General features: G+C 67.0%; 24 protein-coding genes and 1 riboswitch. Of the genes, 11 read left to right on the top strand and 13 right to left on the bottom strand.

Features of this window, described 5'->3' with window-relative positions; translation table 11 throughout:
- Nucleotides 1-3 precede the first annotated feature (3 nt).
- Together AC3WMU_RS27205 and AC3WMU_RS27200 are read left to right on the top strand one after the other, a co-directional pair.
- Nucleotides 4-1167, top strand: a complete 1164-nt coding sequence (locus tag AC3WMU_RS27205) for an NAD(P)/FAD-dependent oxidoreductase (protein WP_315139655.1) — start codon at nt 4-6, stop codon at nt 1165-1167.
- Entirely contained in the window at nt 1164-1553 is a 390-nt protein-coding gene (locus AC3WMU_RS27200; RefSeq protein ID WP_006227753.1) for a RidA family protein, read from the top strand. The genes AC3WMU_RS27205 and AC3WMU_RS27200 overlap by 4 nt, the downstream gene beginning before the upstream one ends.
- Here the strand turns inward: AC3WMU_RS27200 and AC3WMU_RS27195 are convergent.
- The 5 genes from AC3WMU_RS27195 to AC3WMU_RS27175 all read right to left on the bottom strand — a co-directional run bounded on the left by AC3WMU_RS27195 (nt 1528) and on the right by AC3WMU_RS27175 (nt 7606).
- Nucleotides 1528-2808 carry an amidohydrolase family protein gene (locus tag AC3WMU_RS27195; protein WP_492283239.1) on the bottom strand — a complete coding sequence of 427 codons (1281 nt, stop codon included), beginning with the start codon at nt 2806-2808 and terminating at the stop codon, nt 1528-1530. The two genes, AC3WMU_RS27200 and AC3WMU_RS27195, sit on opposite strands and share 26 nt — an antisense overlap.
- 153 nt (nt 2809-2961) lie before the next feature.
- Nucleotides 2962-3912: an ABC transporter permease gene (locus tag AC3WMU_RS27190; protein ID WP_088589856.1), complete on the bottom strand. Its 951-nt coding sequence runs from the start codon at nt 3910-3912 to the stop codon at nt 2962-2964.
- Nucleotides 3913-3922: 10 nt separating this feature from the next.
- Nucleotides 3923-4996 (bottom strand): ABC transporter permease, encoded by a 1074-nt coding sequence (locus tag AC3WMU_RS27185; RefSeq protein ID WP_492283238.1) that lies wholly within the window; start codon nt 4994-4996, stop codon nt 3923-3925.
- Nucleotides 4997-5045: 49 nt separating this feature from the next.
- Nucleotides 5046-6575 (bottom strand): ABC transporter ATP-binding protein, encoded by a 1530-nt coding sequence (locus AC3WMU_RS27180; protein ID WP_006227757.1) that lies wholly within the window; start codon nt 6573-6575, stop codon nt 5046-5048.
- A complete protein-coding gene (locus AC3WMU_RS27175) occupies nt 6572-7606 on the bottom strand; it encodes a BMP family protein (protein ID WP_492283237.1) in 1035 nt (344 codons plus the stop codon). Before AC3WMU_RS27175 ends, AC3WMU_RS27180 begins: the two co-directional genes overlap by 4 nt.
- Nucleotides 7607-8037: 431 nt before the next feature.
- On the opposite strand from AC3WMU_RS27175, the gene AC3WMU_RS27170 reads away from it, so the two are divergent.
- From AC3WMU_RS27170 to AC3WMU_RS27145, 6 genes are all read left to right on the top strand, one after another.
- Nucleotides 8038-8952 (top strand): DedA family protein/thiosulfate sulfurtransferase GlpE, encoded by a 915-nt coding sequence (locus AC3WMU_RS27170; protein ID WP_006227759.1) that lies wholly within the window; start codon nt 8038-8040, stop codon nt 8950-8952.
- A gap of 130 nt (nt 8953-9082) precedes the next feature.
- Nucleotides 9083-10009 carry a 2-dehydropantoate 2-reductase gene (panE, locus tag AC3WMU_RS27165; protein WP_169270224.1) on the top strand — a complete coding sequence of 309 codons (927 nt, stop codon included), beginning with the start codon at nt 9083-9085 and terminating at the stop codon, nt 10007-10009.
- 155 nt (nt 10010-10164) lie between these two features.
- Nucleotides 10165-10776: an NAD(P)-dependent oxidoreductase gene (locus AC3WMU_RS27160; RefSeq protein WP_006227761.1), complete on the top strand. Its 612-nt coding sequence runs from the start codon at nt 10165-10167 to the stop codon at nt 10774-10776.
- Nucleotides 10777-10905: 129 nt separating this feature from the next.
- Entirely contained in the window at nt 10906-11364 is a 459-nt protein-coding gene (locus tag AC3WMU_RS27155) for a nuclear transport factor 2 family protein (protein WP_052017960.1), read from the top strand.
- A gap of 9 nt (nt 11365-11373) precedes the next feature.
- Entirely contained in the window at nt 11374-11943 is a 570-nt protein-coding gene (locus AC3WMU_RS27150; protein ID WP_006227763.1) for a flavin reductase family protein, read from the top strand.
- 6 nt (nt 11944-11949) lie between these two features.
- Nucleotides 11950-12459: a nucleoside 2-deoxyribosyltransferase gene (locus tag AC3WMU_RS27145; RefSeq protein WP_006227764.1), complete on the top strand. Its 510-nt coding sequence runs from the start codon at nt 11950-11952 to the stop codon at nt 12457-12459.
- A gap of 50 nt (nt 12460-12509) precedes the next feature.
- Here AC3WMU_RS27145 and AC3WMU_RS27140 read toward each other — a convergent pair whose 3' ends face one another.
- Entirely contained in the window at nt 12510-13217 is a 708-nt protein-coding gene (locus tag AC3WMU_RS27140; RefSeq protein ID WP_052017961.1) for a TetR/AcrR family transcriptional regulator, read from the bottom strand.
- A gap of 150 nt (nt 13218-13367) precedes the next feature.
- Here AC3WMU_RS27140 and AC3WMU_RS27135 point away from each other — a divergent pair, with 150 nt between their 5' ends.
- Nucleotides 13368-14573: an MFS transporter gene (locus AC3WMU_RS27135; RefSeq protein ID WP_280027124.1), complete on the top strand. Its 1206-nt coding sequence runs from the start codon at nt 13368-13370 to the stop codon at nt 14571-14573.
- A gap of 54 nt (nt 14574-14627) precedes the next feature.
- Here AC3WMU_RS27135 and ribB read toward each other — a convergent pair whose 3' ends face one another.
- Together ribB and AC3WMU_RS27125 are read right to left on the bottom strand one after the other, a co-directional pair.
- Entirely contained in the window at nt 14628-15341 is a 714-nt protein-coding gene (gene ribB / locus AC3WMU_RS27130) for a 3,4-dihydroxy-2-butanone-4-phosphate synthase (RefSeq protein WP_006227767.1), read from the bottom strand.
- 111 nt (nt 15342-15452) lie between these two features.
- A riboswitch (FMN riboswitch) is annotated at nt 15453-15607 on the bottom strand.
- Between the two features lie 457 nt (nt 15608-16064).
- Nucleotides 16065-16640: an SET domain-containing protein gene (locus tag AC3WMU_RS27125; RefSeq protein ID WP_088589847.1), complete on the bottom strand. Its 576-nt coding sequence runs from the start codon at nt 16638-16640 to the stop codon at nt 16065-16067.
- Nucleotides 16641-16745: 105 nt separating this feature from the next.
- On the opposite strand from AC3WMU_RS27125, the gene AC3WMU_RS27120 reads away from it, so the two are divergent.
- Nucleotides 16746-17666 (top strand): bestrophin family protein, encoded by a 921-nt coding sequence (locus tag AC3WMU_RS27120; RefSeq protein WP_006227769.1) that lies wholly within the window; start codon nt 16746-16748, stop codon nt 17664-17666.
- Between the two features lie 7 nt (nt 17667-17673).
- Here AC3WMU_RS27120 and AC3WMU_RS27115 read toward each other — a convergent pair whose 3' ends face one another.
- The gene (locus AC3WMU_RS27115) at nt 17674-18144 is read right to left on the bottom strand and encodes an Lrp/AsnC family transcriptional regulator (protein WP_006227770.1); all 471 of its coding nucleotides are present in this window, start codon (nt 18142-18144) and stop codon (nt 17674-17676) included.
- Nucleotides 18145-18237: 93 nt separating this feature from the next.
- Here AC3WMU_RS27115 and ilvB point away from each other — a divergent pair, with 93 nt between their 5' ends.
- Nucleotides 18238-20064: a biosynthetic-type acetolactate synthase large subunit gene (gene ilvB / locus AC3WMU_RS27110; RefSeq protein ID WP_085946995.1), complete on the top strand. Its 1827-nt coding sequence runs from the start codon at nt 18238-18240 to the stop codon at nt 20062-20064.
- Between the two features lie 81 nt (nt 20065-20145).
- On the opposite strand, the gene AC3WMU_RS27105 is transcribed toward ilvB, so the two are convergent.
- Genes AC3WMU_RS27105 through AC3WMU_RS27090 form a run of 4 tightly spaced genes read right to left on the bottom strand, consistent with a single transcriptional unit; the run spans nt 20146 to nt 23662 of the window.
- Nucleotides 20146-20925 (bottom strand): SDR family oxidoreductase, encoded by a 780-nt coding sequence (locus AC3WMU_RS27105; protein ID WP_492283236.1) that lies wholly within the window; start codon nt 20923-20925, stop codon nt 20146-20148.
- A gap of 40 nt (nt 20926-20965) precedes the next feature.
- Nucleotides 20966-21820: an ABC transporter permease gene (locus AC3WMU_RS27100; protein WP_006227773.1), complete on the bottom strand. Its 855-nt coding sequence runs from the start codon at nt 21818-21820 to the stop codon at nt 20966-20968.
- A 13-nt stretch (nt 21821-21833) separates the two neighbouring features.
- Nucleotides 21834-22604 carry an ABC transporter ATP-binding protein gene (locus tag AC3WMU_RS27095; protein WP_492283235.1) on the bottom strand — a complete coding sequence of 257 codons (771 nt, stop codon included), beginning with the start codon at nt 22602-22604 and terminating at the stop codon, nt 21834-21836.
- Nucleotides 22604-23662 carry an ABC transporter substrate-binding protein gene (locus AC3WMU_RS27090; RefSeq protein ID WP_006227775.1) on the bottom strand — a complete coding sequence of 353 codons (1059 nt, stop codon included), beginning with the start codon at nt 23660-23662 and terminating at the stop codon, nt 22604-22606. The genes AC3WMU_RS27095 and AC3WMU_RS27090 overlap by 1 nt, the downstream gene beginning before the upstream one ends.
- Nucleotides 23663-23754 lie beyond the last annotated feature (92 nt).

Raw genomic sequence — 23754 nt, 5'->3', positions numbered from 1 at the left:
GCCATGACCGGTGCAACGCGGTCGGCAGAGGTCATCATCATCGGCGGGGGCCTGCACGGCAGTTCGGCGGCGCTGCATCTGGCGCGCGCGGGCGTGCGCGCCCTGGTGATCGAAAAGAACTACGTGGGGCGGCACGCCTCCGGCGTGAATGCGGGCGGCGTGCGCACCCTGGCACGGCATCTGGCCGAGGTGCCGCTGGCCTTGGCCTCGCGCGAACTCTGGTACCGCATCGGCGACCTGGTGGATGACGATTGCGGCTTCGAGCAGCATGGGCAGGTACGGGTGGCGGAGAACGCCGCGGATGCCCAGACCCTGCAACAGCGCCTGCAGACGATGACCGGCCACGGCTACACGCACGAGCAGTGGATCAGCCCCGAGGACTTGCTGGACATGATCCCGGCGCTGGCGCCCACCATCCAGGGCGGCTTGATTGCGCGCGAGGATGCGGCCGCCGACCCGTATCGCACGACGCTGGCGTTCCGCCTGAAGGCTGCCAGCCTGGGCGCGCGTTTCCTGGAGGGAGTCCGGGTGGACGGCGTCACGCGCGCAGATGGCCAATGGCGCGTGGACACCGATGCCGGCACGTACACCGCGCCGCAGGTGCTGAACTGCGCGGGCGCGTGGGCCGACCGCATCGCCGCGCAATGGGGCGAGCCTGTGCCGCTGACCGCGATCAGCCCCATGATGCTGGTGACGCTGCGCATGGACCATTTCCTGGATCCCGTGGTGCTGGGCACCGGGCGCGCGCTATCGTTCAAGCAGCGCACGAACGGCACGGTGCTGATCGGCGGCGGGCGCCGCGCCTGGGTGGACCGCGACGCGGAATGGACCGAACTGGATTTCCGTTCGTTGGCCGAAGGCGCCCGCACGGTCTGCGACCTGTTCCCGCACATGCGAGACGCGGTGGTGAACCGGGGATGGGCGGGCATCGAAGCGGCCATGCCGGACGAGATCCCGGTGATCGGGCGCAGCAGCCGCCACGAGACCGCTTTTCACGCATTCGGCTTTTCGGCGCACGGCTTCGAGCTGGGGCCGATCGTCGGCCGCATCATGGCCGACCTGATCACCACCGGCGCGACGGACATGCCGATCGCGCCGTTCCGGATTGAGCGTTTTTCGGACGCCGCATTGGCGTCCTCCCCATCGAAAAAGGAGCAAGACGAATGAACGACGATATCGTGCGCAAGGAAACCAACCAGCGCTTGAGCCGCATCGTGATTCACGGAGACACGGTGTATGTGGCGGGCGTGACGTCATCGGCGGCGGGCGGCATCGCCGCGCAGACCCGCGACGCGTTGGCGAAGATCGACGGCTATCTGGCCCAGGCGGGCACGGACAAGTCGCGGTTGTTGTCCGTGCAGATCTGGCTGGCGGACATCGACCGCGACTTCGCCGGCATGAACGGCGTGTGGGCCGAATGGGCGCTGCCGGATGCGATGCCCACCCGCGCCACCTGCGAGGCCAAGCTGGCCGCGCCGGAGTTGCTGGTGGAGATCATCGTGACGGCCGCAAAACGGCCGCCGTATGTCAGCGGGCCGGTGTCTGAAAGCTGACCTGGCCCGGGCGGCCCGGCAGGTTCAAGGTGGCGGTGGCGGGCGGCGTGGTCGCGATCACGTTGCCGGCGCGCAGCACCATCAGGCGGGTGGCGCGCAAGCGTAGCGCTTCGACCGCATCGCGCGCCTGCAGCAGCACCAGGTCGGCGCGCTTGCCGACCGCGATGCCCGTGTCGTCCAGCCCCAGGATCTTTGCAGGCGTGGTCGTCACGGCTTCGAAACAGGCGCGCATGGCGTCCTGGCCCGTCATTTGGGCCACGTGCAGGCCCATGTGCGCCACTTCCAGCATGTCGCCGGAGCCCAGGCTGTACCAGGGGTCCATCACGCAGTCATGGCCGAAGGCCACCGGCACGCCAGCGGCCAGCAGTTCCGGCACGCGCGTCATGCCGCGGCGCTTCGGATACGTGTCGTGGCGGCCCTGCAGGGTGATGTTGATCAGCGGGTTGGCGACGGCGGCAACGCCGGCTTCGCGCATCAGCGGGATCAGCTTGGACACGTAATAGTTGTCCATGGAGTGCATGGACGTCAGGTGCGAACCCGTGACGCGGCCTTGCAAGCCCAGGCGTTGCGTGTGATAGGCCAGCGTTTCGATATGGCGCGACAGCGGGTCGTCGCTTTCGTCGCAGTGCATGTCCACGCGCAGGCCGCGTTCGGCCGCGAGTTCGCACAGGATGCGCACGGATTCCGCGCCGTCCTGCATGGTGCGTTCAAAGTGCGGAATGCCGCCCACCACGTCCACACCCATGTCGAGCGCGCGCTTCAGGTTGTCCAGCGCGCCCGGCGCGCGCAGCACGCCGTCCTGCGGGAAGGCCACCAGTTGCAGGTCCAGATAGGGTTTCACCTTTTCGCGCACATGCAGCAGCGCTTCGGTCGCCAACAGGCGCGGGTCGCAGACGTCCACATGCGAGCGGATAGCCAGCAGGCCGCGCGCCACCGCCCAGTCGCAATACGCCAGCGCGCGTTCTACCAGCGCTTCCTGCGTCAAGAGCGGCTTGAGTTCGCCCCACAGCGCGATGCCTTCCAGCAGCGTGCCCGACTGGTTCACGCGCGGCAGGCCGAACGACAGCGTGGAATCCATGTGGAAGTGCGCGTCCACGAACGGCGAGGACACCAGCTGGCCGGCCGCGTCCACGGTCTGCGCGGCTTCGGCCTTCAGAGCCGGCTCCAGCGCGACGATGCGGCCGTTGGCGATGCCGATGTCAATGTTCTGGCGGCCATCGGGCAGCGTGCAGTGTCTAAGAATCAAATCGAGCATACGATTTCCTTGCGGAAGATTTCAGTTATCCATGGTACTGCGCGCCCCGTCGCCGCATGAAGCAAGCGCCCCCCAATCCGGGTCGCACGGATCCGGCTTTGCCGGTCCGTAGCGACGCCCCTGGGGGAGAGCGCGCAGCGCTCCGGGGGGGGCTTACCTCTCGCCTTTGCGATAGGGCTTCATCAAGGCCTGCGGGTAGGCGGCGCGGCGCGCCATCACCACCAGGGCCAGGATGGACAGGATGTAGGGCAGCATCAGGTAGACCTGGTACGGCAGCTCCGGCAGGCCGGGCAAGGCGGCCCCACCCTGTTGCAGGCGCAGTTGCAGCGCGTCGAAGAAGGCGAAGATCAGCGCGCCCAGCAGCGCCTTGCCGGGCCGCCACGAGGCGAACACCACCAGCGCCACGCACACCCAGCCACGGCCGTTGACCATGTTGAAGAAGAAGGCGTTGAACGCCGCCAGCGTCAGGAAGCTGCCGGCCACGCCCATCAGCGCGGAGCCCGCCACGATGGCGCCCATGCGCAGGCGCGTGACGGACAGGCCCTGCCCTTCGGCTGCCGCCGGGTTCTCGCCCACCATGCGAATCGCCAGGCCCACGGGCGTGCGGTTCAGCACCCAGGCAAGGATCGGCACCGCGGCTAGCGCGATCAGCGTCATGGGCGTTTGCCCCGCCAGCACCGGCCCAATCAGCGGAATGCCGTCCAGGAATTTCATTTCGGCAAACGGCGTGATGGTGGGCGGCGTGTTCACGCTCGGGAACGTCACCCGGTAGGCGAAGTAGCTGAGGCTTGTGGCCAGCAAGGTCACGCCCAGGCCCGAGACGTGCTGCGACAGGCCCAGCGGCACCGTCAGCACCGCGTGCAGCAGGCCGAACACCGCGCCCGCCAAGGCGGCCGCCAGCACGCCCACGTACAGCGGCGCACCCAGGTAGACGACGAGCCAGCCCGTGAAGGCCCCGGCGGCCATGATGCCTTCGATGCCCAGGTTCAAGACGCCGGCGCGTTCGCACAGCAACACGCCCAAGGTGCCTAGAATCAGCGGCGTGGCCAGGCGCAGTACGGCAACCCAGAAGGCCGAGGAACTGATCAGATCCATCCATTCCATGTCGTGCTCCTCAAGCCCGGTTGCGGCGCAGACGGTACTGCGCAAATAGCGTCGCGACCAGCATGGCAAGCAACGAGGTGGCGACGATGACGTCGGCGATGTAGTTCGGCACCGCGATGGCGCGGCTCATGCTGTCCGCTCCGACCAGCATGCCGGCCACGAAGATGCTGGCCAGGATCACGCCCAGCGGGTGCAGGCCGGCCAGCATGGCGACGACGACGCCCGTGTAGCCGTAGCCCGGCGACATGTCCAGCGTGACGTAGCCCGTGCGGCCCGCCACTTCGATGGCGCCGGCAAGGCCTGCCAGCGCGCCCGACAGCATGGCGGTGCCCAGCATCACGCGGTTCACCGGCAGGCCCAGGAAGCGCGAGGCATGCGCGTTGGCGCCCACGGCGCGCATCTGGAACCCGAACACGGTGTAGCGGTTCAAGAGCCACAGGCCCAGCGCCAGGCCCCCCGCCCACAAGAGGCCGGTGTGGGCGCGCGTGCGTTCGATCAGCTTGCCCAGTTCCAGACCGCCGTTGAGCGCTACGGATTGCGGCCAGCCCATCGCCATCGGGTCCTTCATCGGGCCGTCCAGCATCATGGACACGAACAGCAGCACAATGAAGTTGCCCAGCAGCGTGGTCACGACTTCGTCCACGCCCAGCCGGGTCTTCAGCAAGGCCGGGATCAGCAGCAGCAAGGCGCCCGCCAGGGCCGCCGCCAGCATCATGCCGCCGAACAGCACCGGGATCGGCAGGTCGAAGCCGGTGCCGTCATGCAGGCCGCCGATGGCGACGGCCGCCAGCGCCCCAAGATACAGCTGGCCTTCGGCGCCGATGTTGTAGAAGCGGGCGCGGAACGCCACGGCACAGGCCAGGCCCGTCAACATCAGCGGGGTGGCGCGGGTCAGCGTTTCGGACAGGGCGAAGCGCGAGCCGAACGCGCCTTCGAACAGCAGCGCGTAGGTACGGCCCACGGGGGCGCCGGCCCAGGCCACCAGCAAGGTGCAGACCGCCAGCGTAAAGAGGATGGCCGCGATGGGGGCCAAGGCCAGCGCCATGCGGCTGGGCTCGGGGCGGCGTTCCAGGATCAGTTTCATGCGAGTGATGCTCAATAGAGGGGGCGTCGGCAAGCGGCCGACTGGGCCGTCATGCGCGAGTGCCCGTCATGGCCAGGCCGACGGTGGCGGGCGTCCAGTCGGCCACCGGCTTGACGGCCACCAGCTTGCCGCCGCACAGCACGGCGATGCGGTCGGCCAGGGCAAAGATTTCTTCCAGGTCTTCGGACACCAGCAGCACGCCGGCGCCGCGCGCGCGGGCGGCCAGCAACTGCTCACGCACGTAGGCGACGGCGCCGATGTCCAGGCCCCAGGTGGGCTGGTCGGCCACGATGAAGCGCGGTTCGCGCGCCAAGGTGCGACCCAGGATCAGCTTTTGCATATTGCCGCCGGACAGGCTGCGCGTGCGCACATCCAGCGAGGCCGCGCGCACGTCGAATTGCTTGGCCAGCGAGGCCGCATACGCCTTGCCCGCGCGGGCGCGGATCAGGCCGTAGCGCGCGAAGCGCTTGTCCTTCAGGTCTTCGACGATGGCGTTTTCCCAGAGCGGGCTGTCGCCGATCATGCCTTCGCCGTGGCGGTCTTCCGGAATGCGGCCGACGCGGGCCGCGGTCCAGCCGGCCGGCGTGGTGGGCGCGGCTGCGTGTTCGGCGCCCAGCCGGATCGTGCCGTCGGACGGCTGGCGCAGGCCGGTCAGGACCGACACCAGCGCCTGCTGGCCGTTGCCGGCCACTCCCGCGATCGCGACGATCTCGTGCTTGTGGACCACCAGGTCCAGGCTGTCCAGGCGCGGCGCGCCATCCCGGCCGTCGCGCACGGTGACCTGCGACAAGGTCACGACCGGCGCGGCTTGTTCGGCGGCGGCGACCGCTTCGGCGCGCGGCATGACGACCTTGCGGCCCACCATCAGTTCCGCCAGTTCGGCGGGGCTGGTGCCGGCGGTGTCGCGTTCGGCCACCAGTTTGCCCTGGCGCAGCACCGCCACGCGGCGCGACACGGCCATCACCTCGTCCAGCTTGTGCGAAATAAAGATGACGGCCAGGCCTTCGTCGACAAAGCCGCGCAGCGTCGCGAACAGGTCTTGCACTTCCTGCGGCGTGAGCACTGCGGTGGGTTCATCCAGGATCAGCACGCGGGCGCCGCGGTACAGCGCTTTCAGGATCTCGACGCGCTGCTTTTCGCCGACGGAAAGCCCGCCCACGCGCGCGTCGGGGTCCACGCCCAGGCCGAAGCGCTGGCCCAGCTCGACCAGGCGGCGGCGCGCCGCGCCGCGGCCGGAGGCCAGCTTCCACAGCGACTCGGTGCCGACCATGATGTTGTCCAGCACCGTCAGGTTGTCGGCCAGGGTGAAGTGCTGATGCACCATCCCCACGCCCGCCGCCAGCGCGGCGTCGGGCCGGCCGGGCGGCAAGGGCTTGCCGAAGACGTCGATACTGCCGGCGTCGGCCACATAGTGGCCGAACAGGATCGACACCAGGGTCGATTTGCCGGCGCCGTTCTCGCCCAGCAGGGCCAAGACTTCGCCTTGCCGAAGCGTCAGCGAGATATCGTCATTGGCCGTCAGGCTGCCGAAGCGCTTGGTGATCCCCGTCAGTTGCAGGGCGAGAGGCGCTTGGTTCATCGTGCCGAGGACTTGGGTTCTTTGTCGACGACTTGCACCGTGAAGCTGCCGTCCAGGATGGCCTTTTGCTTGGCCTGCACGCGGGCGATCAGCTCGGCCGGGATCTTCGATTCAAAGGTGCCCAGCGGCGCCAGCGACGAACCGTTGTGCTTCATCAGCGAGTATTGGCCGAAGTCGGCCGCCTTGAACGTGCCGGCCTTCACTTGCTTGAGCGCTTCGTCGATCGTGGGCTCCATGCTCCACAACGCCGATGCCACCACCGTTTCCGGGTACTGCGGCTGCGTGTCGATCACGTTGCCGATGGCCAGCTTGCCGCGTTCCTTTGCCGCGTCCGACACGCCGAAACGTTCGGCGTACAGCACGTCCGCACCCTTGTCGATCATGGCGAAGGCCGCTTCCTTGGCCTTCGGGGGATCGAACCACGAACCGATGAAGGTCACGGTGAATTCGGCCTTCGGGTTCACTTCCTTGGCGCCTTCGATGAAGGCTTGCATCAGGCGGTTCACTTCGGGGATGGGGTAGCCGCCGACCAGGCCAATCTTGCCGGTCTTGCTCATGCCGCCGGCGATCATGCCGGTCAGGTAGGCAGGTTCCTGGATGTAGTTGTCGAACACCGAGAAGTTGGGCTGCTGCGGCTTGCCCGAGGAACCCATCAGGAAGGCGGTCTGCGGATAGTCCTTGGCCACCTTGCGGGCGGCGGCTTCCACCGCGAAGGCTTCGCCCACCACCAGCTTGTTGCTCTGCTCGGCGTACTGGCGCATGACGCGCTCGTAGTCGGCGTTGGTGACGTTTTCCGAGAAGGTGTATTCGATCTCGCCACGGTCGCGGGCGGCGGTCAGCGCCTTGTGGATGCGCGACACCCATTGCTGCTCGACCGGCACCGTGTAGATGGCGGCGACGCGGGTCTTGGCCGGGGCCTGGGCTTGCGCCGCGCCCGAGAACAGCAAGGCGCCAGCGGCGGCAGCGGCCGCCAGCTTGAGCAGGCCGCGGCGGGCGATGCCGCCGACGGACGGGGTGGACAGGGATTTCATGCGGGAGACTCCTTCGCGGGGATGGAAAGGGGGAACCGATGGGGCGACGATGCGGATGCCTGGCTGCGGCCGCCGGCAGGCAGGGTCGGCGCAAGCGGACGAAAACGTAGGCGTGGGATCAGTCATGGGGATGGGGGCGCCGGGGCGCGTCCCATCCGAATGGTCGGTGCGCAGCCAGTCCAGGCGAAGCAAGTTGTATGCCATGAGGCATTCCTGCGACAAGTCGGGGAAACCTGATGAACGGGCAGGATTATAGGCACCTCGGCGGGGAAACGTGGCACCAAGATGGTGCGCCGTGTCCCACGGGATGGACGTGCCGCGCGTGAAACGCCGTGTTGCGGTGCATGAAGCGCCGGCAACGCGCCTGACGGGCCGCGGCGCGCCTAAAATCGAGCGATAAGCTGCGCTCCGCGCGGCAAGCTGGAAGGTCCATGCAAGACATTCAATTGCTGCTCGAGCAGTACGGCGGGTGGCTGGTGTTCGCGAACGTCCTGGTCGAACAGGCGGGCCTGCCCGTGCCCGCCTATCCCATGCTGATCGCGGCGGGTGCCTTGGGCGGCGCGGCCGGATGGCTGACGCCATGGCTGGCGGCCACCGTGGCCTGCCTCTTGGCCGACTCCCTCTGGTATGTTGCCGGCCGCCGTTACGGCGCGCGCCTGCTGGGCGTGATCTGCAAGATGTCGCTGTCGCAGGATTCCTGCATCCGCCAGACGCAGCGCCTGTACCTGCGCATTGGCGTGCGGGCGCTGCTGGTGTGCAAGTTCTTGCCCGGCGCGGGTGCGCTGTCCACCGTCATGGCGGGCCTGACGGGCACCGCCTACCGCCGCTTCCTGCTCTATGACCTGGTGGGCGCCATGATCTGGGCGGGTTCGGCCTTGCTGCTGGGCGGCTTGTTCCACAGCGTGGTCAACGACGTGCTGGAAATCCTGGGCACCTACGGCGCCATGGGGCTGGGCGTGCTGGCGGCGGTGCTGGCGCTGTATATCCTCACGCGTTTCCTGCGCCGCCGGATCCTGCTGCGCAGCCTGCGCGTCATCCCCCGCTTGTCCGTGGACGAACTGATGCAATGGCGCCAGGACGGCCGCAACACGGTGGTCTTCGACGTGCGTCCCGAAGCGCAGCGCGATGCCGAACGCATTCCGGGCGCCATCGCCGTGGACCTGAAGGCGCCGCTGCCGGCGCTGGACCCGGGCGCGCTGGAGTCCGACATCGTGGTGTATTGCGCCTGCCCCAACGAAGTGTCGGCTGCGCTGCTGGCCTCGCGCCTGCGCGCGGCCGGCTATCCCAAGACCTGGGCGCTGCGCGGCGGCTACGAAGCCTGGGCGGAACACAACCACGCAGTCTGAGCCGGTCGCTTCCCGAAAGCGCCTGTCCGGCGTGTGGGCAGCGGGCGCTTGCAGGATGCGCCCGCCGCCGTGCCAAGCGCATAATTCCGTATCAGCCCGCGAAACAGGCGGGCAGCTACAGGAGAGACAAATGCGGTTGTTGTTCTTGGGTGCCGGCGGCACCGGCGGTTATTTCGGCGGACGCGCCGCCCAGGCGGGCGCGGACGTGACCTTCCTGGTGCGCGAACCGCGCGCGGCCCGGATCCGCGAACAGGGCTTGCGCATCCAGAGCCCGTTCGGCGACGCCACGCTGCACCCCAAGCTTGCCACGCAGCAGACCCTGCAAGGCCAGTACGACGTGGTCGTGCTCAGCTGCAAGGCCTATGACCTGGCCAGCGCCATCGACGCCATCCGCCCCGCGGTCGGCCCGGATACGGCGGTGCTGCCCATCATGAACGGCGTGCTGCAATACGACGTGCTGGACCGCGAATTCGAGCCGCACCGCGTCTTGGGCGGGCTGTGCCAGATCAACGCCACGCTCGGCCCGGAGGGCGAAGTGGTGCACCTGGGCAAGCATGCCAGCATCGTCTTCGGCGAACGCGCGGGCCCGGCCCGCAGCGAACGCTGCGTGGCGCTGGAGCAAGCGCTGGCCGGCGGCGAATACGTCAGCCGCCTGAGCGAAGACATCCACCAGGACATCTGGGAAAAGTACGTCATGCTGACGACGCTGGCCGCCGGCACCTGCCTGATGCGCGGCGCGATCGGACAGATCGCGTCCACCGACGACGGCATCGACATCCTGAAAAGCCTGCTGCAGGAATCGCAAGCCGTGGCGGCTGCGTCCGGCCATGCCGTCCGCCCCGAAGCCGATGCCTTCGCGCAAAAGCTGATGAGCGACCGCACGCAACCCATGACGGCGTCCATGTTCCGCGACCTGCGCCAGGGCCTGCCGGTCGAGGCCGACCACATCGTGGGCGACATGGTGCGGCGCGCCCGCACGCTGGGCGTGGACGCGACTTATCTGCGGGTGGCGTATTCGCACTTGCAGGTCTATCAGGCGCAGCGCAACGCAGGTTGAATCCGGCCGATTGATGCATGAATTGCAAAAAACTCTTCCGGTTTATTGGGTTTTTTGTTCGGATTTGACCGAATAGTATGGATTTGCCCGAACCGGAGCGTGTCGCGGCGCATCGTGCGCCGCCCGCTCCGGCTTCCCTCCCAAGGAGCAAGACCATGAAAATCGCATTGATCGGCATTACCGGCCGCGTAGGTTCCCGCGTGGCCGACGAATTGATCAAACGCGGCCACCAGGTGACGGGCATCGCCCGCAATCCGGCCGACGTGAACGCGCAGCCCGGCCTGACCATCCAGCAGGGCGACGCCACTGATCCCGAAACCCTGACGCCGTTGTTGACCGGCCACGACGCCGTCGTCAGTGCCACGCGTTTCGTGTCGACCGACGCGCGCCCCTTGCTGGCCGCCGTGAAGAACGCCGGCGTGCCGCGCCTGCTGGTCGTGGGCGGCGCGGGCAGCCTGTTGGTGGCGCCCGGCAAGCTGTTGATCGACACCCCGGAATTCCCCGACGCCTACAAGCCCGAGGCCCGCGCCGGCGTCGTGTTCCTGGATACGCTGCGCCAGGAAAAGGTGCTGAACTGGACTTTCCTGTCGCCCTCCGCGCTGTTCGAGCCGGGTGAGCGCACGGGCACGTTCCGCGTGGGTGACGACCACTTGCTGGCCGACGAAGAAGGCAAGAGCTGGATCTCGATGGAAGACTACGCCATTGCGCTGGCCGATGAGATCGAGACGCCCAAGCATTCGCGCCGGCGCTTCACCGTCGGATACTGATCCGCCCGCCAGGCAAGGAAAAAGGAGCCCGTCAAGGGCTCCTTTTTTCATTGTGCGGCAGGGTCGGAACCTGCGTTTTTATTTGTAAACTGGCAGGCCGCCAGCCGGCGTCATCCTGAGTTGTCCTGTATGCGTATGAAGTTGAAATCGTTGGCCGCCTGTGCGCTGGTCGCCTCCCACTGCCTGGCAGCCGCGCCAGCGCTTGCGGCTGCGCCCCAGTCGAACAAGGAGATCGTCACGGCGTTCTTCCGGATGATGTTCCAGGACCGCGAGATCGACGAGGCGGTACGCCTGTACGTCAGCCCCAACTACGTGCAGCACAACCCCTACATGCGCGACGGCGTCGGGCCGATGGTGGATTTCTTCCCGCCCTATTTCGACCAGCATCCGCAAGCCATCGTCGAGATCAAGCGCGTGATCGCCGAGGGCGACCTGGTGGTGATCCATAACCAGTGGCGCGATTCGCCGGAAGACCGCGGCCAGGCGGTTGTGGATATCTTCCGCGTGGATAAGGGCAAGATCGTCGAGCACTGGGACGTCAGCCAGGAAATCCCCGAAAACCCCGCCAATCAGAACGGCATGTTCTAAGCCCCTGCCATGTCCAACATCCAAGCCGTTGACCTGCCCCGCTCTTACCTGCTGCTGAACCATGGCCCCACGGTGCTGGTGACCAGCGCCCACGGCGACGCGCGCAACGTCATGGCGGCCGCCTGGGCGATGCCCTTGGACTTCAACCCGGCCAAGATGCTGGTGGTGGTGGACAAGAACACCTACACGCGCGAATTGATCGAAGCGTCGGGGGAATTCGCGCTGTGCATCCCGTCGCGCGCGCAGGCGGCCGCCACGTTGAAGGTGGGCTCGGAATCGGGGCGCGGGGAAGACAAATTCCAGGCAAGCGGCCTGTCGACGTTTCCCGCCAGCAAGATCGGCGCGCCGCTGGTGGCCGGCTGCCTGGGCTGGCTGGAATGCAAGGTCGTGCCCGAACCGCACAACCAACAGGCTTATGATCTGTTCATCGGCGAGGTCGTCGCCGCGTGGGCGGCGCCGGACGTGTTTTCGGACAACCGTTGGCACTTCCCGCACGACGACCGGCGTTCGGTGCACTACCTGGCCGGCGGCTCGTTTTTCGCCACCGGTGAAGCCTTCAACGTTTCAGAACCGGAGTAAGCCCTTATGCGCAGCGTGTATCTCGCGGGTTTCGACGTATTCCTGCCCGATGCCGTGGCGCACGGCCAGCGGCTCAAGGCGCTGTGCGCCACCTACGGTTTCGACGGGTTGTTTCCGCTGGATAACATGGCGCCCAAGGACTTGTCGGGCCCCGCGCTGGCGCAGTGGATCTACCGCGAGAACGTGGCGCTGATCCGGCGCGCCGACATGGTGATGGCCAACCTGAATGCCTTTCGCGGCGCCGAACCCGATTCCGGCACGGCCTTTGAAGTGGGCTATGCCATCGCCTGCGGCAAGCCGGTGTGGGGCTATACCGGCCAGGCCGGCTCGCTGGTCGACCAGGTGGCGGTGGGGGCGGCAGCAGACGATGGCGTGTCGCGCATGGTGGATGCCGAGGGCTACACCGTCGAAGACTTCGGCCTGAACCTGAACCTGATGCTGGCGTGTAGCGCCCGCATCGTGGTGGGCAAGGCATCGGATTGCCTGGCCCGCATGGCCGAAGACGCCAGCCGCTGATCGCCAACCGCTAATCGCTAACTGCTAATCGCTAACTGCGGGCCAGCCGTTTAGGCGGCGGTTTTCCGGCGCGTGGCTTTCTTGGCCGCTGCCGCGGGTTTGCCGGCCTTGGCAGCACTTGCCTTCTTGCGCGGCGCGGCGCCGCCCGGCGTCGCCAGATACCCCATCACCGCATCCACTACGGCCCGTTCAAGCTGCGCAGCGGAAAACCCGGCGGGCGGCTCCAGCGCTGCCGCATGCACCAGCGATTCCATGATGCGCAGCACCACATAGGTCGCCAGGTCGCGGTCTTGTTGCGCGATTTCTGCGCGGTGCAGTTCCAGCAGGTGCCGCATGCGGCGATGGATGTCCTGATCGGCCAGGCTGTGTTCGCGCGGCGTGTCGAACAGCGGGAACTCGCGTTCCAGCACGCGGTGCAGCGCGGGCTCCAGCAGGTGCGCGTGCAGCATCGCCTGGACGATAGCGGCCACGCGCTCTTCGAGCGTGGCCGCGGGGTTGCTGTTCAGCACGTTGTCGATGACATCCAGCATCTCGTTGTCGTGGCGCTGATGCAGCGCGGCGATCAACGCGTTCTTGTTCGGAAAGTACTGGTACAGCGACCCGACGCTGACGCCCGCGGTTTCGGCGATCAGGTTGGTGTTGGTGCCCGCATAGCCGTTGGCGGCCAAAACGCGAGCCGTCGCCTGCAGGATCGTGTCGACGGTGTGCTGCGATCTAAGCTGGCGCGGCGATTTTCGGGGCTGTGGGATGTCGGTCATGGATGCGTGGAAAGGCGAGTATCAAACCTGAGCTTCGGCTCATAAAATTTGCAGCAGGCAATCCGATTTGTCACCCGCAAGCGCGGATTATGCCATCGACGAATTCTCCGCGATGGTTTCGGATTGTCATGACCCTTTCAAGGATTTTTCATGTCGAACGTTTCGACGGCCGCGGCATTGCCCGCGGCCCACGGACCCGTGCGCTCCGTGTTTGCGCAGTTGCTGCCGTTGGTCCTGGCGGTGTTCATCGGATTTTTCATGGTCGGCCTGCCGATGCCGGTATTGCCGTTGTATGTGAATGGCACGCTGGGCATGAGTGCGCTGGTGGTGGGCGTGGTGGCGGGCCTGCAGTTCGCCGCCGCCTTGTTGTCGCGAGCGTATTCCGGCGCGCTGGTCGATCGCCGCGGCGCCAAGCGCGCCGTGGTGGCGGGCTTCGTGCTGGGTGTGGCGGCCGGGTTGCTGTATGTGCTGGCCGAGGCGCTCTCGTCGCAGCCTCAGGCGGCGCTGGCCGTCTTGCTGGCGGGCCGCGCGCTGATGGGATGCGCGGAAAGCCTGATCGCCACCGGCGCGCTCAGCTGGGGCGTGGGCCGCGTGGGGCCGCAGAATGCCGGCCGCGTGATGGCCTGGGTGGGCGTGGCCATCTACGCCGCGTATGCGCTGGGCGCGCCCGCCGGCATGCGGTTGTATGGCGCGGCGGGATTCGCGGGCATTGCGTGGGCGACGGTCCTGATTCCGCTGGCGGCCTTGGCGCTGGTGCTGCCGCAGCGCGGGGTGGCGGCCGTAGGCGGCGTGCGCACGCCCTTCTACCGCGTGCTGGGCATGGTGCTGTTGCCGGGCATGGGCCTGGCGTTGACGAGTGTGGGGTTCGGCGTCATCACTGCATTCGTCAGCCTGTTCTTCGCGGAGCGCGGCTGGGACGGCGCGGCGTGGATGTTCAGCGCCTTCGGGGTGGGCTTCATCCTGGCCCGGGTGTTCTTTGCCGGCCTGCCGGACAAGCTGGGCGGCGCGCGCGTGGCGCTGGTATGCGTGGTGGTCGAGGCCGTGGGCCAGTGGCTGATCTGGTCGGGCGCGACGCCGCTGTGGGCGTATGGCGGCGCGCTGCTGACCGGCGCGGGCTATTCGCTGGCGTTTCCGTCGTTTGGCGTGGAAGCCGTGCGCCGCGTGCCGGCGGCAAGCCGGGGCGCAGCCATGGGGGCGTATGTGGCGTTCCTGGACGTGGCGCTGGGCATCAGCGGCCCGGCGGCGGGTTGGCTGGCGGGCGCGCAGGGGTATGGCGCGGTGTATCTGATGGGCGGGACGTGCGCGTTGGCCGCCGTTTTCGTGGCCTTGGCGTTGCGGCGCCCTGCCCGGGCATGACGCATTAATGCATCGGGGCCGTGGTTCGCCACGGCGCCGATGCGTTTGCCGGACTTAGACGGTTGCCGCCATTTCCAGGACTTCGTCGTCCACGGTTTCGGCCTGGCCGTCCTTGAGCTTTTGCAGATGGTCGGCCAGTTCGGCGATGGTCAGCGCCACCAGGCCGTGCTGGGCGGCGTAGCGCTCAAGCGACGCGCCGCGCATCATGGTGCCGTCCGCGTTCATCAGTTCGCACAGCACGCCGGCCGGGCGCAGGCCGGCCAGGACCGCCAGGTCGACCGAGCCTTCGGTGTGGCCGCGGCGGGTCAGCACGCCGCCGGGCTGGGCGCGCAGCGGGAACACGTGGCCGGGGCTGACGATGTCTTCGCTTTGGGCCGAAGGCGAGATGGCGGCGCGGATGGTGGTGACGCGGTCAACGGCGGATACGCCGGTGCTGACGCCTTCGCGCGCTTCGATGGAAACGGTGAAGGCGGTGGCGAAGCGGCTCTGGTTGCGCTGGACCATCGGGGGCAGTTCCAGGCGGTCGAGGGTCTCGCCGGGCAGGCACAGGCAGACGATGCCGCTGCCGTCACGGATCAGCTGGGCCATGACGGGCACGGTCAGCTTGTCGGCGGCGACGATCAGGTCGGCCTCGTTTTCGCGGTCGAAGTCGTCCATGAGGATGACGGGGCGGCCCAGGCGCAGATGATGCAGGGCGCGCTGCAGACGAGCGGCGAAGGGCTGTGAAGCCAGGCTGGGGAGGGACTGCTGGGTATTGAGGGTGGACATTGAAACGCTCTCGCAAATGAAGGGGGCGAAAAACGTTTCAGGGCTAATCGACAGCCGAACGCAATACGGTCGTCCAGGCGCAGGTGCGCCCGGGCAATCGGGAATGTGCCGGCACATCTTCTCTCATCCGGACTATGACCGTCGGCTCTGGCATCTCACCAGATCTGCTGACCCCGATGTCCGTGAAGGACGCCGGGCGCTCGCGGGCTCACCACATTGCATGGCATACCGCCGGTGGGGAATCGCACCCCGCCCTGAAGACGTACTGCATGTCGTGTTAACGACTTTCTGGATTGTACGCCTGTCGGGATTTTGTGTCGGAATATGCTTATTGCAAGTGAGGGATTTGGATTTTGGGGACGCAGGTGGTCGGTTCTTGAGACGCCTGGCGCGGGGGCGGGCCGGGGGGCGCGGGTCAACGATTGCGGTCCGGAGCCTTCGCTCCGGACTGCCCCTGCGTCATCTTCGTCACTGCCTTTGGCAGTTCCTTCAGATTCCCTTGGGCGCATCGACTCCCCTCGCCCCCCGGCCCGCCCCCGCGCCAGGCTCTGGTTTCGACACTTCACCGCCTCTGGGACGGGGGGTGTGCTTGGCATTTTTCTGCCGGGCCGTGTGGAGATGGAGGATCTTGCGGGGTCGCCAAAAAAGGCCGCGCGGGCGGCCGTTTTTGGCATTGGGGTGTCTTGCGGGTGCGGGGGCGCGTCGGCTGGAGGTTGGGCTGTCTTACTTTGCCGTGGCGGGTGTTTTTGCCGCGGTTGCCGATTCGGCGGTTTCGGCCGCTTCCACGACGTTTGCCGTTGCGGGCGTTTCTGCTTTCTTCTTTTTCTTTTTCGGCAGCGCCAGCATCGTGCCGCGGCACGGGGGGGTGCCGCACAGGCAGCGGTAGCCTTCCTTCAGCGCCTTGGTGATGCGGCCGTCCAGGACCAGGCCGTAGTCGTACGACAGTTCCGTGCCGCGCGGCAGGTCGCGCAAGGCGACGATGTAAACGCGCTTGCCGTGCTTGCCTTCCTGGGCCTCGCAGTTGGGCTCACAGGAATGGTTGATCCAGCGGGCGTCGTTGCCTTCGTCGCCGCCGTCGATTACGCGGCCGGAGCTGAGCGCGAAGAAGAAGGTGTGGAAGGGATCGTCGGGGTTGGTCGGGTGGCGGCGGTCGGCTTCCTTGGCGCTGATGCGCGCGCCGCCGTATTCGATGATGCGCGTGCCCGCGGGGATCTTGCGGGCGGCGAAGACGCCGTTGCCGTGCAGCTTGGAGCGGCGGACGACATGCCAGGGCTTGATCGGGGTGTCTTCGGAGGTCATGGAGGCCTGGTGAAAGCGGTGAGACGAAACAGAATTATATCGACGCGTCTTTGACAGGACGACAGGCGTATAGTGAGCGCGCCTTGTCCTTACTTGATATTCATCATGATCGTCCGTCCGCGTCCCTCTGCGCTGGCCTTGTTCTTTATCATGCGCGGCTCCATCATCCCGCGCATTTTCAGCCGGATTCTCGTCATCACGCTGCTGTCCTGCGTGGTGGTGTGGATGTACCACCGCCAGCTGTTTTCGCCCGCGCACCTGACCGCGGTGCCCTTCTCGCTCTTCGGCCTGGCGTTGTCGGTCTTCATGGGCTTTCGCAACAACGTCTGTTATGACCGCTGGTGGGAAGCCCGCAAGCAGTGGGGCGACCTGATCGTGCAGGCGCGCAGCCTGGCGCGGGAAAGCGCGGTGCTGCTGGCGGCCAGCACGGCCAACCCGGTGCAGGAACGGCTGGTGCGGCGTTGCATCGGTTTCGGGTACGGGCTGGCGGCGCGCTTGCGCGGCCAGGACATGGTGGAGGCCGTGCGCCCCTGGGTGCAGCAAGACGAACTGGACACGCTGGCCGGTTGCCGCAATGTGCCGGACGCGCTGCTCATGGCGATCAACCGCGACCTGGCGGCCTGTCTGCGGCGCGGCGAGCTCAGCGACATTCTCTATCAGGGCCTGACCCAGCGCGTGGCGCAGTGCGCCGCCATCCAGGCCGCCTGCGAACGCATCAAGTTCACGCCCTGTCCGTTCGCCTATTCGCTGCTGCTGCATCGCACGGCGTGGCTGTTCTGCCTGCTGCTGCCGTTCGGCCTGGTGGGCACGCTGGAATACCTGACCCCGGTGGCGGTCATCATCATCGCCTATACCTTCTTCGGGCTGGACGCGCTGGGCGACGAGCTGGAAGATCCCTTCGGCCTGGAAGAGAACGACCTGCCGCTGTCTGCGCTGGCCCGCGTGATCGAGATCGACCTCCTGGAGGGCCTGGGCGTGCGTCCGCTGCCCGAGGCGGCCGAACCGGTGGGGTTCGTGCTGCGTTGAGGGCGGTTTACCCCGCCGGCCCGGTCAGCGGCAGCATGGTTTCCTTCAGGCGGCGCAGCACGAAGCAGGATTTGCTGTGGCGGATGCCGGGGATGCGGTAGAGCTGTTCGCGCAGCAGGCGTTCGTAGTCGCGGGTGTCGCGCACGGCGATGCGGATGTAGTAGTCGTAGTCGCCCGACACCAGAAAGGCCTCCAGCACTTCGGGGATGGCCGCCAGCGCGCGGCCGAACTCGTACAGCGTTTCCTCGCTGTGGCTTTCCAGCGTGACGTGCACGATCACCGTGTCCATGAAGCCCAGGCTGGCCGGATCGATGTCTACGGTGTAGCCGCGGATCACCCCGGCGCTTTCCATGCGCTTGATGCGGTTCCAGCACGGCGTGGACGACAGGCCCACTGCCGCGCCGATGTCGTTCAGGCTGGCGCGCGCGTTCTCTTGCAGCACCTTCAGAATGGCCAGATCAAACTTGTCCAGGTTCATTTTCTTTGATTCCTCCAAATCTAAGATAAATTTACTCCGTTCGGCCGGTAATCGTGGAAAAGAAGATAAAAATTCTTCAAGCCTACGAATAAGATAGATAGCATGAACGATCGCCTGCACCCCACCGCCGCCGCCGCGCTTGCCGCCACTGAACCCGCCGTTTCCAACGGCGCGAAGATTCTGCTCGATACGCTGATTGCGCACGGTGTGGACACCGTGTTCGGCTACCCCGGCGGGGCGGTCCTGCCGCTGTACGACGCGCTGTATGCCGAGCCGCGCCTGCGCCATGTGCTGGTGCGCCACGAACAGGCGGCCGTGCATGCCGCCGAAGGGTACGCCCGCAGCACCGGTCGCACCGGCGTGGTGTTCGTGACCTCCGGCCCGGGAATGGCCAACACCACCTCGGGCTTGCTGGACGCCATGTGCGATTCGATCCCGGTGCTGTGCGTCAGCGGCCAAGTGTCCACTGCGGCCATCGGCACCGACGCCTTCCAGGAATGCGACGCCATCGGCATCTCGCGTTCCGTGACCAAGTGGAACACCCAGATCCGCGCCGTGGACGACGTGGCCAATGTGGTGTCCCGGGCGTTCGAGCTGACCCGCCAGGGCCGTCCGGGCCCCGTGTTGGTGGACTTTCCGAAAGACGTGCAGTTGGCCGTGCCGCGCGATGCGGATGACGACGTGCCCGGCCTGCCCTCGCAGCAAAAGCTGGCCGCGCTGCGTGCGCGCCGCCAGTCGGGCAAGCTGGCGCCCAAGTTGCCGCAGTCGGCCGTGCGCCGCGCCGCCGCGCTGATCGCGCAGGCCAAGCGTCCCATCTTCTACGGCGGCGGCGGGCTGGTGAATGCCGGCCCGGAGGCTTGCGAAGCGTTCGCCGACCTGGTCCGCCACACCGGCGCGCCGTGCACCCTGACGCTGATGGGCCTGGGGGCCTTCCCCGCGTCCAGCCCGCAGTTCGTAGGCATGCTGGGCATGCATGGCACGGTCGAGGCCAACTTGGCCATGCACAACGCCGACCTCGTCGTCTGCATCGGCGCCCGTTTTGACGACCGCATCACCGGCAAGATCTCGGAATTCTGCCCGCATGCGCGCAAGATCCATATCGACATCGACCCGGCGTCGATCAACAAGGTGGTGCGGGTGGACGTGGCGCTGGTGGGCGACTGCCTACCGCTGGTGCGGGCGCTGCGTGCCGAGCTGGGCGACGAGCCGATGGACGCGGCGCGCCTGGCGCCCTGGTTCAAGCGCATCGATACGTGGCGCAGCCAGGATTGCCTGGGTTTCACGCCCGCCGCCGACGCGATCCTGCCGCAGCATTTGATGGCCAGCCTGAATGCTGCGCTGGCCGACCGTGACGCCATCGTGTCCACCGACGTGGGCCAGCACCAGATGTGGGCCGCGCAGTACCTGCGTTTCGACAAACCGAACCGCTGGCTGACCTCGGGCGGCGCCGGCACCATGGGCTATGGCGTGCCGGCCGCGATCGGCGCGCAGGTGGCGCATCCGGACAAGACGGTGGTCTGCGTCAGCGGCGACGCGTCGGTATTGATGAATATCCAGGAACTGTCCACGGCCATGCAGCACCAGACGCCCGTGAAGGTCGTGCTGTGCAACAACGGCTATATGGGGATGGTGCGCCAGTGGCAGGAACTGATCCACGGCGGCCGCTACAGCCACAGCTACAACGCGTCGCTGCCCGATTTCGTGGCGCTGGCGCGGGCGTTCGGCTGGGGCGCAGCGCGGGTGGACGACCCGGCGAAGTTGGAGGCCGCGCTGGCCGAATGCCTGGCGCATGACGGCCCCTACTTCCTGGACGTGGCGGTGTCAGCGCAGGAAAATTGCTTCCCGATGATGCCCGCAGGCCACGGCCATCAGAAGATGATGCTGGCCGAAGGCGTCTGGTATCAGGACGAGACGACCTGATTCTGGCGCAGGGCGGATGATGGGTTGCGCGCGGCAGGCGCTGCCGTGCGCTTCACCCATCGCGCAAGCCGCTGACGCACCTTAAAACTGAATCGATAGCCCGCCGTCCACGACCAGGACGTGTCCGTTCACGTAAGACGCGGCCGGGGATGCCAGGAATACTGCCGCGCCGGCGATTTCTTCCGGTTCGCCCCACCGCCCCGTCGGGTTGCGGGCCGCGATGCGCGGGCCGACTTCGGGGTCCGCCACCATTTCCGCATTGGTTTCGGTTGCGAAGGTGCCCGGCGCGATCGCGTTGCTGGTGATGTGGTGGCCGCCGAATTCCGCGGCCAGGGCGCGCACCATGCCGGTGAGCCCCTGCTTGGCCGCCGGATACACGGCGTCGCCCGCGCGCGCCAGTTCGCCCACCACCGACGTGATCGCGATCAACCGGCCGCCCCCCTGGCGCACCATGCGCTCGGCCGCGAACTTGGCTAGCAGCATGCCGGCGACCAGATCCGTGTCGATCAGCTCGCGGATTTCGGCGGGGCTGGTGTCGCGCAAGGTCTTGCGGTTGCGGGCGCCCACGTTGTTCACCAGCACGTCCAGGCGTCCATGCTTGTCGTCGATGCGCTGGAACGCGCGCGCCATGTCGGCGTCGTCGCTGACATCGAACGGCAAGGGATGCGCGTCCAGGCCGGCGGCCGTCAGATCGGCCACGGCGGCATCCACGGCTGCGGCGTTGCGCCCGTTGATCAGCACGCGCGCGCCACAGCCCGCCAGCGCCCGCGCAATGCAAAAGCCCAGTCCGCGCGCGGACCCGGTGACCAGCGCCACCTGGCCGGTCAGATCGAAGTTGCGCAGATAAGGTAGTGTCTTCAAATCAATTCTCCATCGCCTTGCGTTTCGAGGGCGAGTCTCGCTATTCCCTGAACTCGGGCGCCCAGTGCAGCAGGCGCCGCTCCAGCCACGTCACACAATAAACCAGCGCGATGCCGACGATGGACAACAGCGTCACGGCGGCGAACATGTCGGTGGCGTTCAGTGTGGCCAGCGCGGTGATCATCAGGTAGCCCATGCCGGTGGTGGATCCCACGAATTCGGCCAGCACCACGCCGATCAGCGCGAAGCTGATGGCGTTGGGTAAGGCGGCGAACGTCCATGCCGCTGCCGTCGGGATGCGCACCCGCCACAGGATCTGGCGCGGCGATCCGCCCAGCGTGCGGCAGAAGTCCACCAGTTCGCGTTCGACGCTGCGGCCGCCCTTGTAGGTGTTAAAGAACACCAGGAAGAACACCACAAACCAGGACGTCACCACCTTGGAGGCCAGCCCCAGGCCGAAGAACATGGTGATGAGCGGCACGAACGCGATGCGCGGCATCGAGTTAAATGCCACGATGAACGGGTTGAACACATCGGCCAGGAAGCGGCTGCGGCTGAGCGTCATGCCGACGATGAAGCCGCTGCCCACGCCTACGACCAACCCCACCATCGTGGCCTGCAGCGTCAGCCACAAGTGCGGCCAGACCGAGCGCGGCCCGGGCTGCATCCATTCCCACAGCCGCACCGCCACGCGCGACGGCTGGCTGATGAAAAAGGGGTCGAACAGCGTGTTCTGGGTGAACCACGGGATGCGCGTCAGCGTCTCCCACGAGCCCAGGATGACGGCAAGGATCAGCACTTGCCACAAGGTGATGCGCACGCGGCGGGCAATGCCGGCGCGGCGGTCCAGCCGCAGCTGGTCCTGCAGGGAATCAGAGGTTTCAGTCGGGATCATGACGCGGGGGGATTCAGGCGGCGGCGCGGAACTGCTGGCCCAGCACGCTCCAGAGGCTTTGCACGTGGGCGACGAACTGCGGCGTTTCACGCAGCGTGAAGACGTCGCGCGGATGCGGGATGTGGATGCGTTCGTCCAGCAGCACGCGGCTGGGCGGGCCGGACAGCACCACCACGCGGTCCGACAGCAGGATGGCTTCGTCCAGGTCGTGCGTGACCATGACGATCGTCTGGCCCAGCTTGCGCCAGATCTCCATCAGTTCGCGGTGCAGGTGCGTCTTGGTGTGGGTATCCAGTGCGCCGAACGGCTCGTCCAGCAGCAGGATGCGGGGCTCGACGGCAAGGCTCATCAAGAGCGCCACGCGCCGGCGCATGCCGCCCGACAACTGGTGCGGGAAGGCGTCGGCAAAGGCGCCCAGGTGGCCCAGTTCCAGCAGTTCGGCCACGCGGCGGTCGATCTTGTCGGCGGCCACGCCCTGGAACTTCAGGCCCAGCGCCACGTTCTTCTTGACGCTGAACCAGGGCAGCAAGGTGTCTTTCTGGAAGATGTAGCCCAGCGCGGGCGGCACCTGACCGTCCACCACCTGGCCGTCCACGCGGATGGTGCCGGTGGTGGGCCGCAGGAAGCCGGCGATCATGTTCAGCAGCGTGCTCTTGCCGCAGCCCGAGGGGCCGACGATGGACACGAATTCGCCTTGTTCGATCGTCAGGCTGACCTCGCCCACCGCATGCGTCGTGCCCTGGCGCGACTGGTACGCCTTGCCGACTTTGTCCAGCGTGATCATCAGAGGCCCCGCGCTTTCCGCACGAAGCCCATGTTCACGCATTTGGCGTAGGGCACCGTCTTGATCTCGTCGTTGGAGAACTGGCGGCCGTCGCCCATGATGGCCGTCATGCGGTTGTACGCGTCTTCGGTGATGAGGTTGTCCTTCAGGAACACCGTGTCCTTATAGACGCCCAGCGTCTTCTCGATGGCGGCGCGCGGGAAGGCGTTGAGGTAGTCGTCGTAGATGACGTCGGTGATGCCGGCGGCGGTGTTGGCGGTGATGAAGTCCTGCGCCTTGACCATCGCGGTCACAAAGGCCTGCACCACTTCGGGGCGTTTCTGGATGGTGTCTTCCAGCGTCAGCGCCGCGATGCCGGGGACGTCGCCGCCCATGAATTCGTTCCAAGAGCTTTCGGTGGTGGCGTCGAAAATGGGCACGCCCCAGCCTTCCTGGCGGGCTTGTTCCATCATGGACATGGTGGCCATGCTGGCCGACACCGACCCGGTCTTGAGCGCGCCCAGCATGGTGGCCAGGTCGCCCAGCGGGCGGATGTCCACCTTGTCGGCCACGCCGGCCTTCTGCATCAGGTACAGCGCCATCAGCCAGGTGCTGGACTGCGGCTGGGTGGCGCCCACGCGCTTGCCGGCCAGGTCTTTCAGCGACTTGATCTTGCCGCTGTCGAAGTCTTCGCGGCGCACGATGACGTTGGCGTAGGTGAGCTTGCGGTCAAAGCCGAACACGAGCGTCGCGGGCTTGCCGGCGATGGTCAGTGCGGGGGCGGCGGTGGCCGCCGTGGCGCCGAACACGATTTGGCCGGCCGCCAGCAACTGGTTGGTGCGCGGGCCGCTTTGCGAATTCAGGTATTCGACGTCCAGGCCGCCTTCGCTGAAATAGCCCTTTTTCAGCGCGACGTAGCCGGCCGCGAAAAAGGGGTCGATGCTGCCCTGGCCGTAGACGACGCGGCCCAGCTTGGGTTGCGCGAACGCGACGCGCCCATTGAGCAGGCTGACGCCGGCCAGCGCCCCGGCAGCGGCCAGCACGCGGCGGCGGGTAGTGAAATCGGGGCTGTGGGTCATGTCGTCCTCGGAATTTGATTGGGTTGCAGCTATTTGGCGTAAACAATACCCCAGCGCCTGCCGTCCAACAATGGAAAACGCCCGGTTGCCCG

This window comes from Achromobacter sp. FW305-C-13 (assembly GCF_058783475.1).
Note: the sequence above shows the minus strand (reverse complement) of the source record. Positions and strands in the feature narration are given on the sequence as shown.

What these genes read in the sequence shown, in the direction of transcription:
- AC3WMU_RS27175 (WP_492283237.1), bottom strand. Translation starts at nt 7,606, where the DNA reads ATGAAATCCCTGTCCACCCCGTCCGTCGGCGGCATCGCCCGCCGCGGC.
- AC3WMU_RS27090 (WP_006227775.1), bottom strand. Translation starts at nt 23,662, where the DNA reads ATGACCCACAGCCCCGATTTCACTACCCGCCGCCGCGTGCTGGCCGCT.
- AC3WMU_RS27190 (WP_088589856.1), bottom strand. Translation starts at nt 3,912, where the DNA reads ATGGAATGGATGGATCTGATCAGTTCCTCGGCCTTCTGGGTTGCCGTA.
- AC3WMU_RS27135 (WP_280027124.1), top strand. Translation starts at nt 13,368, where the DNA reads ATGTCGAACGTTTCGACGGCCGCGGCATTGCCCGCGGCCCACGGACCC.
- AC3WMU_RS27095 (WP_492283235.1), bottom strand. Translation starts at nt 22,604, where the DNA reads ATGATCACGCTGGACAAAGTCGGCAAGGCGTACCAGTCGCGCCAGGGC.
- AC3WMU_RS27205 (WP_315139655.1), top strand. Translation starts at nt 4, where the DNA reads ATGACCGGTGCAACGCGGTCGGCAGAGGTCATCATCATCGGCGGGGGC.
- AC3WMU_RS27160 (WP_006227761.1), top strand. Translation starts at nt 10,165, where the DNA reads ATGAAAATCGCATTGATCGGCATTACCGGCCGCGTAGGTTCCCGCGTG.
- AC3WMU_RS27125 (WP_088589847.1), bottom strand. Translation starts at nt 16,640, where the DNA reads ATGACCTCCGAAGACACCCCGATCAAGCCCTGGCATGTCGTCCGCCGC.
- AC3WMU_RS27200 (WP_006227753.1), top strand. Translation starts at nt 1,164, where the DNA reads ATGAACGACGATATCGTGCGCAAGGAAACCAACCAGCGCTTGAGCCGC.
- AC3WMU_RS27115 (WP_006227770.1), bottom strand. Translation starts at nt 18,144, where the DNA reads ATGAACCTGGACAAGTTTGATCTGGCCATTCTGAAGGTGCTGCAAGAG.
- panE (WP_169270224.1), top strand. Translation starts at nt 9,083, where the DNA reads ATGCGGTTGTTGTTCTTGGGTGCCGGCGGCACCGGCGGTTATTTCGGC.
- AC3WMU_RS27195 (WP_492283239.1), bottom strand. Translation starts at nt 2,808, where the DNA reads ATGCTCGATTTGATTCTTAGACACTGCACGCTGCCCGATGGCCGCCAG.
- AC3WMU_RS27150 (WP_006227763.1), top strand. Translation starts at nt 11,374, where the DNA reads ATGTCCAACATCCAAGCCGTTGACCTGCCCCGCTCTTACCTGCTGCTG.
- AC3WMU_RS27120 (WP_006227769.1), top strand. Translation starts at nt 16,746, where the DNA reads ATGATCGTCCGTCCGCGTCCCTCTGCGCTGGCCTTGTTCTTTATCATG.
- AC3WMU_RS27185 (WP_492283238.1), bottom strand. Translation starts at nt 4,996, where the DNA reads ATGAAACTGATCCTGGAACGCCGCCCCGAGCCCAGCCGCATGGCGCTG.
- AC3WMU_RS27155 (WP_052017960.1), top strand. Translation starts at nt 10,906, where the DNA reads ATGCGTATGAAGTTGAAATCGTTGGCCGCCTGTGCGCTGGTCGCCTCC.
- AC3WMU_RS27180 (WP_006227757.1), bottom strand. Translation starts at nt 6,575, where the DNA reads ATGAACCAAGCGCCTCTCGCCCTGCAACTGACGGGGATCACCAAGCGC.
- AC3WMU_RS27100 (WP_006227773.1), bottom strand. Translation starts at nt 21,820, where the DNA reads ATGATCCCGACTGAAACCTCTGATTCCCTGCAGGACCAGCTGCGGCTG.
- AC3WMU_RS27140 (WP_052017961.1), bottom strand. Translation starts at nt 13,217, where the DNA reads ATGACCGACATCCCACAGCCCCGAAAATCGCCGCGCCAGCTTAGATCG.
- ribB (WP_006227767.1), bottom strand. Translation starts at nt 15,341, where the DNA reads ATGTCCACCCTCAATACCCAGCAGTCCCTCCCCAGCCTGGCTTCACAG.
- AC3WMU_RS27170 (WP_006227759.1), top strand. Translation starts at nt 8,038, where the DNA reads ATGCAAGACATTCAATTGCTGCTCGAGCAGTACGGCGGGTGGCTGGTG.
- AC3WMU_RS27145 (WP_006227764.1), top strand. Translation starts at nt 11,950, where the DNA reads ATGCGCAGCGTGTATCTCGCGGGTTTCGACGTATTCCTGCCCGATGCC.